Source organism: Polynucleobacter brandtiae, assembly GCF_002797575.1.
Classification (GTDB): domain Bacteria; phylum Pseudomonadota; class Gammaproteobacteria; order Burkholderiales; family Burkholderiaceae; genus Polynucleobacter; species Polynucleobacter brandtiae.
Genome location: NZ_PGTX01000003.1, coordinates 124,748 through 138,000 on the forward strand (window position 1 = coordinate 124,748; position 13,253 = coordinate 138,000).

Below are 13,253 nucleotides of genomic sequence, written 5' to 3' on the forward strand. Positions count from 1 at the left end.
AATACCTGATGTTAATGCTATGCAACTTTCCGACTTCAATTACAACCTTCCACCCCATCTCATTGCCCAGCATCCTCTGGCAAACAGAACTGACAGCCGCCTCCTAGAAGTAAAGCTAGATGGGGCAAATGCCGCTCAATTAGTAAATCGGCAATTTCGGGATATTTTGGATCTAGTTAAGCCTGGGGATTTACTGGTATTCAACGATACTAAAGTCATCCCAGCTCGTCTGCACGGCAAAAAGGAGACTGGGGGCAATGTTGAGCTTCTCATTGAACGCATTACTGGTGATCAGCAAGCCTGGGTTCAAGTAAGAGCCTCTAAGGCTCCGAAAATGGGTTCGATGGTACATATTCATAATGCCGCCGGAGAAACCTTTCCTGTCGAAATGATTGCTTATGATGGGCGATTTTATGAAGTGCGCTTTCCAAAAAATATTTTTTCCTTGCTGGAGCAGTTTGGCGAACTTCCCCTGCCTCCCTATATTGAACATCAGCCAAATGATGAGGACGCTAGTCGCTATCAGACAGTTATCGCCAAGAACCCAGGTGCAGTAGCTGCCCCCACTGCTGGACTTCATTTTGATCAGGCAATTTTACTAGAGCTTAGTAAGCTTGGCGTCCAAGTCGCCACTGTCACCCTTCATGTAGGAGCCGGTACGTTTACCCCGGTTCGAGAGGAAGACCTTAGCAAACATCAGATGCATTACGAGTGGTTTTCTATTTCACCGGAAACCTTAGTCACCGTCCAAGAGACCCGTCGCCAAGGCGGAAGAGTCATTGCGGTTGGCACCACCAGCTTGAGAGCCTTAGAGAGCTGGGCACTTAATCAACAGAGTAGCGGTGAAACCAATCTATTTATCACTCCCGGCTTCACCTTTAAAGCCGTTGATTGTTTATTAACGAACTTTCACTTACCAAAATCGACCTTACTCATGCTGGTTAGCGCATTTGCTGGCGTGGATAATATTCGCAATGCCTATCAACATGCCATTTCTCAAGAGTATCGTTTTTTCAGCTATGGCGATGCCATGTTCTTAAGTCGCCTTAACCACACCTACACATGACCAAACCCGTTCACTTTAATATTTTGGCCCGCGACTCAGCGAGCCCAGCTCGCTTGGGTCAACTGGATCTTCCGCACGGTAGCGTACAAACCCCTATCTTTATGCCTGTAGGTACCTATGGCACTGTGAAGGCTATGACTCCGCGTGACCTGAATGAAGCTAAAGCGCAGATCATTTTGGGAAATACCTTTCACCTATGGCTTCGTCCGGGTTTAGATGTCATCAAAAAGCATGGCGGCTTACATCGCTTTATGGGCTGGGATAAGCCCATCCTGACTGACTCAGGTGGCTTTCAGGTATTTAGTTTAGGGGCATTGAGAAAAATCTCTGAGGAAGGGGTGACTTTTTCATCCCCCATCAATGGTGACAAGTTATTTATGTCCCCCGAGGTCTCGATGGAGATTCAGGCGGTACTTAACAGTGATATCGCGATGCAGTTTGATGAGTGCACTCCTTATGAGGTTAAAGGCCAGGCTACCTCGGAAAAAACGGCTCGAGCCTCACTAGAAATGTCGCTGCGTTGGGGTGACCGTTCTTTAAAGCGCTTTCGGGAGCTAGAAACTGGCAATGGGTTATTTGGCATTGTTCAAGGCGGTATGTTTGAGAGCCTGCGTGAGTTTTCCCTAGATGCCGTAAGCCAACAAGGCTTTGATGGCATTGCCATTGGCGGACTGTCGGTTGGTGAACCCAAACCAGAATTTGAGCGCATCCTTCACTTCACGGCTCCAAAGTTACCCGAGCATATGCCTCATTACTTAATGGGTGTCGGGACGCCTGAGGATTTAATGCTAGGCGTTAGCCTGGGAATTGATATGTTTGACTGCGTAATGCCTACTCGCAACGCACGTAATGGCTGGCTTTTTACCCGCTTTGGCGACCTGAAATTAAGAAATGCGGGTTATAAAGAGGATGATCGCCCAGTTGACCCCACTTGCGCCTGCTACACCTGCCAAAATTTCACTAGATCATATCTAAATCACCTGCAAAAGGCCAATGAGATCCTGGGCTCTCAGCTCAACACCATCCATAACCTCTCCTACTACCTGCAGCTGATGGAAGAGATTCGTGAGTCACTAGCCAAAGATCGTTTTAGCGCCTACCGCGAAGAATTTCATCGAAATCGCCAGCGTGGCGTTGAGCCTGGCCAGGATTAATGGCCCCTAGGCAACACAAGCACCTTCAATTGACCTTAAATCAGCCTTCAGAGCCCCATACAGTTTAGAATTGCGGCTTTACGGCTGTGTTGTATCAGCCTAAATCTAAAGCAGTTTTCCATCAGTGATTAACGGAGGTTTTATATGTGGATTAGTAACGCGTTTGCCCAGGCTCCAGCCGCGGGAGCAGATTCCAATGGCTTAATGAGCTTTCTTCCCCTAGTGTTGATGTTCGCAGTCTTGTACTTCATCATGATCCGCCCACAAATGAAGCGTCAAAAAGAAACCAAAGCCATGTTGGAATCTTTATCAGTCGGCGATGAAGTGGTCACCGTTGGCGGCATTATCGGCAAAGTAACCGCCTTAAAAGACCAAGTAGTTACAGTAGAAATTTCTGCTGGTACCGAAGTGCAGATGCAAAAAGGTGCTATCACTACGGTACTGCCAAAGGGTTCACTAAAGTCCGCTTAATCTGTTTGCTTAAAAGTCTTTCAATATGAACCGCTACCCTCTCTGGAAATACATTGTCATCCTGGTTGCCTTATTAATTGGGGGATTGTATTCACTACCCAATTTTTACGGAGAGGCTCCAGCGGTTCAAGTCTCGTCTGCCAAACCAACCACTAAGGTTGATTTGGCGACACAGTCTCGAGTTGAAAAAATTCTGGCTGACCAAAACATGGTCAGCACTGGAGTCTTCTTTGAATCTGTCGGCAACGTAGGCTCAATCAAGATTCGATTCAATAACACTGATACGCAGTTACAAGCGCGTGACTTATTGCAGCAAAAGCTCAATATTGATCAAAATGATCCCAACTTTACAGTTGCACTAAACCTGCTTTCCAACACACCAGGATGGCTCAATGCAATTAATGCACTGCCTATGCCTCTTGGTCTGGACTTACGTGGCGGCGTCTACTTCCTGCTACAGGTAGATATGAAGGGGGCCGTTCAAAAGAAGATTACTTCTTTAGCGGCCGATGTTCGAAGCCAGTTGCGGGATAAATCGATCCGCCAACAAGGTATCGAGCGTGGCCAAGATAATCTCACTATTACTTTTGGCAGTACCGAAGATGCAGAAAAAGCGCGGGCAGTTTTAATGACCAGCCAACCAGAATTAATATGGCAAGTAAAGCCCGCGGGGCTTTCTCCAAAACTCATTGGAGAATTTAAGCCAGTGGCACTAAAAGAAGTTCAAGATAATGCAGTAAAACAAAATATCGTTACCCTGAACAAACGGGTCAATGAGTTAGCAGTTAAAGAACCCGTCATTCAGCAACAAGGTGCTGAGCGCATTGTGGTGCAACTGCCAGGTGTTCAAGATACTGCGCGAGCAAAAGATATTATCGGGCGCACTGCGACCTTAGAGTCTAGGCTTGCTGATCCCATTGTGTCTACGATTGCCATTGGCGAAACAGCACCTCCCGGTATGGATGTATTTCGCTTTGGTGAAAACCGCCAGGGTGTCTTCAAGAAATCCGTTATTTTTAGTGGTGATCGCATTACCGATGCCAGCGCTGGATTTGACCAAAATCAGCGTCCTGCTGTGAATATTGCCTTGGATGCTGCTGGCGGACGCGTGATGCAAGAGGTCACCCGAGAAAATATTGGTAAACCGATGGGCATGATCTTGTTTGAGAAAGGCAAAGGCGAAGTTCTTACCATTGCCACCATTCAAAGTGAATTTGGCTCCAAGTTTCAAATTACCGGGCAACCGACTACTGAAAGTGCCAATGACTTAGCCCTCTTATTGCGCGCAGGCTCTTTAGCTGCCCCAATGGAAATTATCGAAGAGCGCACCATCGGACCAAGTCTAGGCGCTGAAAATATTGAGAAAGGCTTTAAATCACTGATCATTGGTTTTGCAGCGATCTCCCTCTTTATGATGGCGTATTACCTGCTATTTGGAACCTTTTCAGTCATCGCGCTAGCGGTGAACTTACTGCTACTCATCTCTGTCCTATCCATGCTGCAAGCAACCCTCACCCTTCCGGGCATCGCTGCGATGGCGCTTGCACTCGGCATGGCGATTGACTCTAACGTACTGATTAACGAACGTATTCGTGAAGAGCTACGTAATGGGGCTGCCCCTCAAACAGCCATTGCGGTTGGTTTTGATAAGGCATGGGCAACCATCCTAGACTCCAATGTCACCACCTTAATTGCTGGATTGGCACTGCTGGCATTTGGCTCAGGCCCCATCAAAGGCTTTGCAGTAGTTCATTGCCTAGGTATCCTGACTTCGATGTTCTCCGCTGTCTTCTTTTCACGTGGCATTGTTAATCTTTGGTACGGTAAAAATAAGAAGGTTCAAAAACTCGCTATCGGCCAAGTTTGGCGTCCACAGGAGAAATAAGCTATGGAATTTTTCCGAATCAAAAAAGATATTCCTTTTATGCGCCATGCGTTGGTGCTCAATGCAATTTCTTTCATTACCTTTTTAGCAGCTGTTTTCTTTCTCTGGCACAACGGTCTTCACCTGTCTATTGAATTTACTGGTGGCACTGTCATGGAGGTCAGCTACCCGCAGACTGCGCCACTCGACTCCATTCGAACCAAAGTAGAACAGTTGGGATATGCAGACACCCAGATTCAAAATTTTGGCAGCTCACGTGATGTCATGATTCGTTTGCCCGTACAAAAAGATGCTGCAGGGAAGGTGATTTCTTCAGCGGATCAAAGCATTGCAGTCATGCAAGCACTTAATCCTGAGGCTTCTGGCGCAAAACTACAGCGGGTTGAATTTGTTGGGCCGCAAGTTGGTCAAGAGCTTGCCTTGGATGGTTTAAAAGCCCTGATCTTTGTGATCATTGGCATTGTTATTTATCTATCTTTCCGTTTTGAGTGGAAATTTGCACTTGCCGGCATTATTGCGAACCTGCATGACATCGTCATCATCCTAGGCTTCTTCGCCTTCTTCCAATGGGAATTCTCCCTTTCTGTATTAGCTGCTGTGCTGGCGGTATTGGGCTACTCCGTGAATGAATCTGTCGTGATCTTTGATCGTATTCGCGAAAACTTCCGCAAATACCGCAAGATGAATACCCAGGAAATTATTGATAACGCCATCACCAGCACCATCAGTCGCACCGTGATCACTCACGGTAGTACTGAGATGATGGTCTTGGCGATGCTTATTTTCGGTGGCCCTACCCTCTTTTACTTTGCCCTTGCCCTAACCATCGGCATTCTGTTTGGTATTTACTCTTCTGTATTCGTAGCGGCGGCACTTGCAATGTGGCTCGGCGTGACACGAGAAGACTTAGTCAAAGGTGATCGCAAGCCCGATGATGCTAACCGTAATGATGACCCAAATTTTGGCGCCCAAGTTTAATTGAGTCTGAAATGTTGATTTTCAAGGGCGGCTACTATTTTTGTAGTTGCCCCTTGATGTTCGGTTGAGTAATCTTTTGCAGCATGACTCATCCTCACTAGCTCAGCTGAATTCAATAGTAATTCTTCTACAGAATTGGCTAACGCAGCATTTCCTGGGATCCGCTTTGCTGCACCTATTTCCAAGGCATCCAAAGTCGCTTGCTGAAAATTATAAGTATGCTCACCCAGCAATACTGGGCAACCGGCAGCGCAAGCCTCGATTAAATTCTGCCCCCCAAAAGGAAGTAGGCTGCCTCCCATAATCACCAGGTTTGCAGCGCTGTAATACAGTGGCATTTCACCCATAGAGTCGCCCAAAATCACTTGTAAATTTGCATCCACATTCGGAATACCTGACCACTCTGTACGACGGCAATAGACAAATTCTGCCTCATGCATTTGTTTAGCTACTTCGGCAAATCGCTCGGGATGGCGCGGCACTAAACACAGTAAAGGCATCACCTCAAAATGATGACCTAGCAATATCTCTTTCCATGCTTTTAGAATCAATGCCTCTTCGCCATCGCGCGTGCTAGCTGCGCAAACCATCATGCGTCCCTGAGCGTTGAGCGCACGTTGCCATACCCTACCTTGCTGAACTAAATGCGGATCTAGCGGCACATCGAACTTTAGATTGCCCACGGTATCTGCATTACGCACCCCTAGACTTCGGTAGCGCTGGGTATCCAATTCGGTTTGCGCCAAAATACCAGTAAAAGCTTGAAATAGTGCTCTACCTGCTTTACCAAACAGCCGCACACGACGTGCGCTACGCTCTGATAAACGGGCATTGACTAAAAATAATGGCAGATGTATCTGGGCACAATAAAACACGATTGTTGGCCAAGCTTCCGTTTCCATTAACAAACCCATTCTTGGTCTGAAGGTGCGAATGAAATGCGCAACAGCCCAGCATACGTCATACGGTAAATATACTTGCTGTAGCTGACCAGACTCAATCGCTTTTGCGAATACAGTAGCGCCCGTAAGACGGCCATTAAGTGTCATGTGTGTGAGTAGAATCGTTTCACCGCGAGCAAGATAATCATCAATCAGTGGTTGAGCTGCCCTTGTCTCGCCTACAGATACCGCATGAATCCAGATGGATCCCTGAATACCTGGTTGTGCATTAGCAAAACCCAGTCGCTCAGAGAAATGCTTTAAGTACGCAATGGAATGACGGGTTCGCCAAGCAAGGCGGATAAAAGCGAATGGCAGTAGGAGGTGCCAAAGCAATTGGTAAAAAGTAAACCAGATCTTGGGACGAGCACCGTATTGTGAATCTAATGGTGCTTGACCCAGGCTAGGTGTCAGGCTCACTTTTTTAAACGTTCAGTCAATTCGACCGCCTTACCTAAATAGGTAGATGGCGTCATCTCTAGCAATAACTGTTTTGCATCATCCGGAATTTTCAGGCCACGAATAAAAGTTTGTAGATCCGCCTGATTAATCCCTTTTCCACGCGTTAACTCTTTAAGCTGCTCATATGGATTTTCAATTCCATAGCGGCGCATGACGGTTTGTACCGGTTCCGCTAGCACTTCCCAGCAAGCATCTAAGTCAGCCGCGATAGCTGCATGGTTCACTTCTAATTTACTCAGTCCGCGTAAGGCGCTGTCATATGCCAATACGCTATGGCCAAATGCTGGCCCTAAATTACGCAAAACAGTGGAGTCTGTTAAATCGCGCTGCCAACGTGAGATTGGTAACTTCTCAGCCAAATGGCGCAATAGTGCATTGGCCACACCGAGGTTGCCCTCAGAGTTTTCAAAATCAATCGGGTTCACCTTATGCGGCATCGTTGAGGAACCAATCTCCCCGGCTTTAGTGCGTTGCTTAAAATAACCAATCGAAATATATGCCCAGAAATCGCGGTCCATATCCAACAAGATCGTATTAGCTCGGGCAATAGCATCAAATAATTCAGCCATTCCATCATGTGGCTCGATCTGAATCGTATATGGATTGAAGGTTAAACCCAAGCGCTTTTCGATTACATTTTTAGAAAAATTTTCCCAATCAAAATCGGGATAGGCCGATAAGTGGGCGTTGTAGTTACCCACAGCACCATTCATTTTTGCTAGCAAGGGAACTGACGCAATAACAGCAATAGCCCGCTCTAACCGTTTAGCAATATTAGCTAACTCTTTGCCCAAAGTGCTTGGGGAGGCTGGTTGACCATGTGTACGGGATAACAAAGGTACCTTAGCATTTTCTAAAGCTAAATCTGTAAGCACACCAAGTACCTTGCGTAGTTGTGGCAACAGCACTTCATCACGCGCCCCACGTAACATCAAGCCATGGGAAGTGTTGTTGATATCCTCAGATGTACAAGCAAAGTGAATAAACTCACTGGCTTTTAATAAATCAGGTCGACCAGAAACTTTTTCTTTCAAAAAGTATTCCACTGCTTTGACATCATGGTTGGTCACAGCCTCAATATCTTTAATGCGCTGTGCATCTGCATCAGAGAAGTTTTCTGGCAGAGCTAATAAAAAAGCTTCATCCGCCGCACTAATGTTAGGTACATCTGGCAATCCTGCAGCAGCCAACGCTAATAACCAATGAATCTCTACAAAAACCCGCTGACGCATAAAGGCAGCCTCAGACAACCAAGGTCGTAAGGCATCGAGCTTTACGGCATAGCGACCATCTAAGGGGGAAAGTGCACTGAGGGTAGAAAGCGGCTGGCTCACAGATATTGCCTTTACTAAAGTATGTCGATAAAGTCTGATTTTAATGCGTTCTGCAAGGGATACCAAGCCGGAGACGATCCCCTCATAGGATGGCTATAATCCACCCCATGAAACTCATCGGATCACTCACTAGCCCCTACGTACGCAAAGTACGCATTGTTTTCTTGGAAAAGAAAGTCGATATTGACCTTCAATTAGAGAATGTATGGGCTGCAGACACGCAAATGCCCTCATTTAACCCGCTAGGGAAGGTGCCTTGCCTGATTTTAGAAGATGGGGATGCGATCTACGACTCCCGAGTGATCGCCGAGTATGCAGATGCTTTGAGCCCTGTTTCTAAGCTGATTCCAAGCGATAACCGTGAGCGTGCAACTGTCAAAACTTGGGAAACCTTGGCTGACGGGATCATGGACGCCGGCATTCTGGCACGTCTTGAGCGTACCTTACGCCCTGCTGAGCAGCAAAGCCAAGATTGGGTAGACCGCCAAATGGGCAAAATTAATAACGCACTGCGGGTGCTGTCTGAGCAATTGGGTGGAAATGCATGGTGCCATGGCAATCAAATGACCTTAGCCGATGTTGCTGTTGGGTGTGCAGTTGGGTATTTACTACTTCGATTCCCTCAAGTGCAATGGCAAACCCAATATCCCAATCTTGATCGCCTTTATCAGAAGCTACTCCAGCGCCCTTCTTTTATGGAAACTGAGCCGCCAAAGGCTTAACTATTTGAGGCGGAGATGATTCCGCCGCCTAAACAGACATCACCAGCGTACAAAACAGCAGATTGACCCGGAGTAACAGCCCATTGAGCTTGCGTGAAACCGAGCTGAAAACTCAGATTGCCGTCCAAGCCGGCCTCTAGCGCGCAAGCTGAATCAGTCTGACGATAGCGTGTCTTCGCAGCATATTGGCCCGGCATGGGCGCAGTTCCAGCAATCCAACTGGCATCAATTGCAGAAAGCTGATGGGCTTGCAGCCAGGGGTGTTCGTGACCCTGAACCACATATAGCGTGTTGCTAGTAACGTCCTTGCGAGCGACATACCAAGCATCGCCATTACCATCTTGACTACCGCCTAAGCCAATGCCTTTGCGTTGCCCCAGGGTAAAGAAAGCGAGCCCCATATGCTCTCCCACTGTTTTCCCTTCGGGCGTTTTGATGGGGCCGGGAGTACGAGGCAGATAGCGACTAAGAAATTCTTGGAAGGGGCGCTCTCCAATAAAACAAATGCCTGTAGAGTCTTTCTTGCGTGCATTGTGAAGGCCAATATGCTCGGCAAGCTGGCGTACTTCTATTTTTGCAATCTCACCTAAAGGAAACATGACATTGGCTAACTGACTTTGCGTGAGACGATGCAAAAAGTAGCTTTGGTCTTTGCTGGCATCTACGGCCTTCAATAGGCTACTTTGACCACCCTCATGACGAACTCGGGCATAGTGGCCAGTGGCGATAGCATCCGCACCCAAGCTGATAGCGTGATCTAAAAAGGCTTTAAATTTGATTTCTGCATTGCAAAGCACATCGGGGTTGGGGGTTCTGCCTGCGGCGTATTCTCGCAAAAATTCAGCAAATACCCGCTCTCGATATTCAGCAGCAAAATTCACAGCCTCAACATCAATACCGATCAAATCGGCAACAGAGACGACATCAAGCCAGTCCTGACGCGCCGAGCAGTAATCATCGCTATCGTCATCCTCCCAGTTCTTCATGAATAAACCAATAACTTCATAACCCTGTTGCTTGAGCATCCAGGCAGCTACAGACGAATCTACCCCTCCTGACATCCCAATAACGACTTTGGACGGTTTTTTGGATGGAATTGAAGCAGGTATTACAGAAGAATTGAACTGGATCATCAAAAAATGCGAAAATTGGGCAGCACTAAAAACACCATTGTAAAAGTCTTCGCCTAAATCCACGAAATTTAGACGAAAACAGGTCATTAACGGTCAGGATCGACGTCAGACATTGTTTTACCGAGTTAACTAAAATAGTTTTTTTAAAAATTTGTATTTGGAGACATGCCATGCGCATAGGGGTACCACTGGAAATCAGACCCGGGGAAACTCGAGTAGCCGCCACACCAGAAACAATCAAAAAGTTGATTGCTCAAGGACACACTGTTGTAGTTCAAAAGGATGCAGGCGTTAGAGCCAGTCAGCCCGATTCTGCTTATGAAGCAGTGGGCGCTACGATTGGAAGCGCTAGCGATGCATTGGGTGCGGAAATCGTCTTTAAGGTGCGCGCACCTGAAGCCGCCGAACTACAACAAATTCACTCTGGCAGCGTGCTAATCGGCATGCTCGATCCGTTTGATAATGACAATATCGCTGCAATGGCTGCCCAAGGTATTACTGCGTTTTCCTTAGAAGCTGCCCCTAGAACTACCCGTGCCCAAAGCATGGATGTACTTTCTTCACAAGCCAATATTGCTGGATACAAAGCAGTTATGGTTGCTACCAATGAATATCAGCGCTTCATGCCAATGCTGATGACTGCCGCTGGCACTGTTAAAGCTGCACGCGTTTTAATCTTGGGCGCTGGGGTTGCCGGCTTGCAAGCAATCGCCACTGCAAAACGCTTAGGCGCCGTCATTGAGGCCTCCGATGTTCGCCCTGCTGCTAAAGAGCAAATTGAATCTTTAGGCGCTAAATTTGTTGACGTTCCTTACGAGACTGATGAAGAGCGTGAGATTGCTAAAGGGGTTGGTGGCTATGCTCGTCCAATGCCAGAAGCCTGGATGAAGCGTCAGGCGGCACTAGTTGCTGAAAAAGCACAGCAGGCTGACATCGTCATTACAACCGCTCTCATTCCAGGGCGCAAACCTCCAGTCTTATTACATAGCGACACAGTAGCAAAAATGAAGCCTGGCTCTATCGTGATCGACCTTGCTGCTGGTCGTGGTGACAATGGTTCCGGTAACTGTCCGCTAACTGAAGCAGATAAGATCGTGCAAAAGAATGGCGTCAAGATTATTGGCTACACCAATCTTGCTAGTATGGTGGCAGCTGATGCTTCAGCCCTGTACTCACGCAACTTACTCGATTTCATGAAGTTGATTGTTGATGCGCAAGCAAAGTTGGTCATTCCAACGGATGACGACATAGTTACCGCTTGCTTAATGTGTCGTGATGGCCAAGCCATCCGCAAAAACTAATCGAAATATTCTTTTAAGGAAACATCATGGATCTCGCTGCCTTTCAAAGCATCCTCACTGTTCAAAACATTACGGTATTCGTACTGGCAATTTTTGTTGGCTACCACGTTGTCTGGAATGTCACTCCAGCGTTACACACACCTTTAATGGCGGTTACTAATGCTATTTCTGGAATCATTATTGTTGGCGCACTCTTGCAGACCGAAGTGATTGGTGGCGATGAGATCACGCTGACCAGCATCATTGGTGCGGTTGCCGTGTTTTTGGCTTCAATCAATATTTTTGGTGGCTTTATGGTCACGCGTCGCATGCTGGAGATGTTTAAGAAAAAAGCTCCTAAAGCAAACGCGGCAGAAACCAAATAAAGAAAACTAAATCATGTTAAACATCACAGCAATTTCCTATCTTATTTCTTCGGTGCTGTTTATCCTCGCCTTGCGTGGATTATCTTCACCCACAACTTCCAGACAAGGGAATACTTTCGGCATGATCGGCATGTTGCTTGCCGTAATTACCACCTTCTTAATTCCGGACTTTAAGCCCGTCTTCTCATTAATCATTGGTGCGATTGTTGCAGGCGCAATCATTGGAATGGTGGCTGCTAAGCGTGTACAGATGACAAAGATGCCAGAGCTCGTTGCGCTCATGCACTCTTTCGTTGGTTTATCCGCAGTATTAATTGCAATCGCAGCGGTTTTTAATCCAGCACACGACCATACTGGCGCCCAGAAAATTGAACTCTTCATTGGTGCATTTATTGGCGCCATTACATTTACAGCCTCTGTGATTGCTTTTGGCAAACTCTCTGGCAAGGTCAGCGGTAAGCCAGTCACTTTTGCTGGTCAACACCTATTGAACCTAATTCTTGCTATTGGCATGGTTAGTGGTGGGGTCATGTACTTTATGTCCGGTAGTCACGAGGCCTTCCTGGTGATGTGCGCAATCGCTTTGGTATTGGGCGTAACGCTCATCATCCCTATTGGCGGTGCTGATATGCCGGTTGTAGTGTCTATGCTTAATAGCTACTCTGGTTGGGCTGCAGCAGGTATCGGTTTTACTTTGAATAATCCCGTGTTGATTATTGCTGGTGCTTGCGTAGGCTCCTCTGGCGCTATCCTTTCTTACATTATGTGTAAGGCGATGAACCGCTCCATCTTAGCCGTCCTACTCGGCGGATTTGGTGCTGAAGCAGCCTCCGCTGGTGGTGATGATGGTGCGCCAAAAAACTACAAAACTGGCTCACCTGAAGATGCTGCTTTCTTAATGGAGAATGCAGACACTGTCATTATTGTTCCTGGTTATGGCCTTGCAGTTGCTCGTGCCCAGCACTCCCTCAAAGAGTTAACAGAAAAATTAACCCACCACGGCGTTACCGTCAAATATGCGATTCATCCAGTTGCCGGACGGATGCCTGGTCATATGAACGTATTACTAGCGGAAGCTGAAGTTCCATACGATCAGGTATTTGAAATGGAAGATATTAATAGTGACTTTGGTCAGGCTGACGTAGTACTTGTCCTGGGTGCAAATGACGTTGTTAATCCAGCAGCACGTACACCAGGAAGCGCTATTTTCGGTATGCCAATTTTGGAGGCATTCAAAGCTAAAACCATCATTGTGAACAAACGTTCAATGGCAGCTGGTTATGCAGGCTTAGATAACGAGCTCTTTTACATGGACAAAACGATGATGGTCTTCGGGGATGCGAAGAAGGTTGTGGAAGACATGGTCAAGGCAGTCAGCTGATACTTTGCCGCATTGATAAATGACCGCCTAAGGGCGGTTTTTTATTGCGTTAATATAAGA

12 protein-coding genes are annotated in these 13,253 nt (G+C 47.0%); 9 read left to right on the forward strand and 3 right to left on the reverse strand.

The window, feature by feature from the left end; all coding sequences use genetic code 11:
- Nucleotides 1-19 precede the first annotated feature (19 nt).
- The 5 genes from queA to secF all read left to right on the forward strand — a co-directional run bounded on the left by queA (nt 20) and on the right by secF (nt 5,554).
- The gene (queA, locus tag B0G85_RS06690; RefSeq protein WP_100379681.1) at nt 20-1,066 is read left to right on the forward strand and encodes a tRNA preQ1(34) S-adenosylmethionine ribosyltransferase-isomerase QueA; all 1,047 of its coding nucleotides are present in this window, start codon (nt 20-22) and stop codon (nt 1,064-1,066) included.
- Nucleotides 1,063-2,220: a tRNA guanosine(34) transglycosylase Tgt gene (tgt, locus tag B0G85_RS06695; RefSeq protein ID WP_100379682.1), complete on the forward strand. Its 1,158-nt coding sequence runs from the start codon at nt 1,063-1,065 to the stop codon at nt 2,218-2,220. Before queA ends, tgt begins: the two co-directional genes overlap by 4 nt.
- A 144-nt stretch (nt 2,221-2,364) precedes the next feature.
- Nucleotides 2,365-2,691, forward strand: coding sequence for a preprotein translocase subunit YajC (gene yajC, locus B0G85_RS06700; protein WP_100379683.1), 327 nt, complete (start codon nt 2,365-2,367; stop codon nt 2,689-2,691).
- Nucleotides 2,692-2,716: 25 nt separating this feature from the next.
- Entirely contained in the window at nt 2,717-4,576 is a 1,860-nt protein-coding gene (secD, locus tag B0G85_RS06705; RefSeq protein ID WP_100379684.1) for a protein translocase subunit SecD, read from the forward strand.
- Between the two features lie 3 nt (nt 4,577-4,579).
- Entirely contained in the window at nt 4,580-5,554 is a 975-nt protein-coding gene (secF, locus tag B0G85_RS06710; protein ID WP_100379685.1) for a protein translocase subunit SecF, read from the forward strand.
- Here secF and B0G85_RS06715 read toward each other — a convergent pair.
- A complete protein-coding gene (locus tag B0G85_RS06715; RefSeq protein ID WP_100379686.1) occupies nt 5,551-6,915 on the reverse strand; it encodes a 3-deoxy-D-manno-octulosonic acid transferase in 1,365 nt (454 codons plus the stop codon). The two genes, secF and B0G85_RS06715, sit on opposite strands and share 4 nt — an antisense overlap.
- Nucleotides 6,912-8,291 (reverse strand): adenylosuccinate lyase, encoded by a 1,380-nt coding sequence (gene purB / locus B0G85_RS06720; protein WP_100379687.1) that lies wholly within the window; start codon nt 8,289-8,291, stop codon nt 6,912-6,914. The genes B0G85_RS06715 and purB overlap by 4 nt, the downstream gene beginning before the upstream one ends.
- 107 nt (nt 8,292-8,398) lie before the next feature.
- On the opposite strand from purB, the gene B0G85_RS06725 reads away from it, so the two are divergent.
- Nucleotides 8,399-9,013, forward strand: coding sequence for a glutathione S-transferase (locus B0G85_RS06725; protein WP_100379688.1), 615 nt, complete (start codon nt 8,399-8,401; stop codon nt 9,011-9,013).
- Here the strand turns inward: B0G85_RS06725 and mnmA are convergent.
- Nucleotides 9,010-10,146, reverse strand: coding sequence for a tRNA 2-thiouridine(34) synthase MnmA (gene mnmA, locus B0G85_RS06730; RefSeq protein ID WP_100379937.1), 1,137 nt, complete (start codon nt 10,144-10,146; stop codon nt 9,010-9,012). The genes B0G85_RS06725 and mnmA overlap by 4 nt on opposite strands.
- Nucleotides 10,147-10,316: 170 nt before the next feature.
- Between mnmA and B0G85_RS06735 the strand changes: the two genes are divergently transcribed.
- Genes B0G85_RS06735 through B0G85_RS06745 form a run of 3 tightly spaced genes read left to right on the forward strand, consistent with a single transcriptional unit; the run spans nt 10,317 to nt 13,193 of the window.
- Complete coding sequence (locus tag B0G85_RS06735; protein WP_100379689.1) at nt 10,317-11,447, forward strand: Re/Si-specific NAD(P)(+) transhydrogenase subunit alpha; 1,131 nt, start codon at nt 10,317-10,319, stop codon at nt 11,445-11,447.
- A gap of 26 nt (nt 11,448-11,473) precedes the next feature.
- Nucleotides 11,474-11,812: a proton-translocating transhydrogenase family protein gene (locus B0G85_RS06740; RefSeq protein WP_100379690.1), complete on the forward strand. Its 339-nt coding sequence runs from the start codon at nt 11,474-11,476 to the stop codon at nt 11,810-11,812.
- Between the two features lie 13 nt (nt 11,813-11,825).
- Nucleotides 11,826-13,193 (forward strand): NAD(P)(+) transhydrogenase (Re/Si-specific) subunit beta, encoded by a 1,368-nt coding sequence (locus tag B0G85_RS06745; RefSeq protein ID WP_100379691.1) that lies wholly within the window; start codon nt 11,826-11,828, stop codon nt 13,191-13,193.
- Nucleotides 13,194-13,253: the final 60 nt, after the last annotated feature.

Coding starts and splice junctions, on each gene's coding strand:
- secD (WP_100379684.1), top strand. CDS start 2,717: ATGAACCGCTACCCTCTCTGGAAATACATTGTCATCCTGGTTGCCTTA.
- B0G85_RS06735 (WP_100379689.1), top strand. CDS start 10,317: ATGCGCATAGGGGTACCACTGGAAATCAGACCCGGGGAAACTCGAGTA.
- B0G85_RS06740 (WP_100379690.1), top strand. CDS start 11,474: ATGGATCTCGCTGCCTTTCAAAGCATCCTCACTGTTCAAAACATTACG.
- yajC (WP_100379683.1), top strand. CDS start 2,365: ATGTGGATTAGTAACGCGTTTGCCCAGGCTCCAGCCGCGGGAGCAGAT.
- queA (WP_100379681.1), top strand. CDS start 20: ATGCAACTTTCCGACTTCAATTACAACCTTCCACCCCATCTCATTGCC.
- B0G85_RS06725 (WP_100379688.1), top strand. CDS start 8,399: ATGAAACTCATCGGATCACTCACTAGCCCCTACGTACGCAAAGTACGC.
- mnmA (WP_100379937.1), bottom strand. CDS start 10,146: ATGATCCAGTTCAATTCTTCTGTAATACCTGCTTCAATTCCATCCAAA.
- tgt (WP_100379682.1), top strand. CDS start 1,063: ATGACCAAACCCGTTCACTTTAATATTTTGGCCCGCGACTCAGCGAGC.
- B0G85_RS06745 (WP_100379691.1), top strand. CDS start 11,826: ATGTTAAACATCACAGCAATTTCCTATCTTATTTCTTCGGTGCTGTTT.
- secF (WP_100379685.1), top strand. CDS start 4,580: ATGGAATTTTTCCGAATCAAAAAAGATATTCCTTTTATGCGCCATGCG.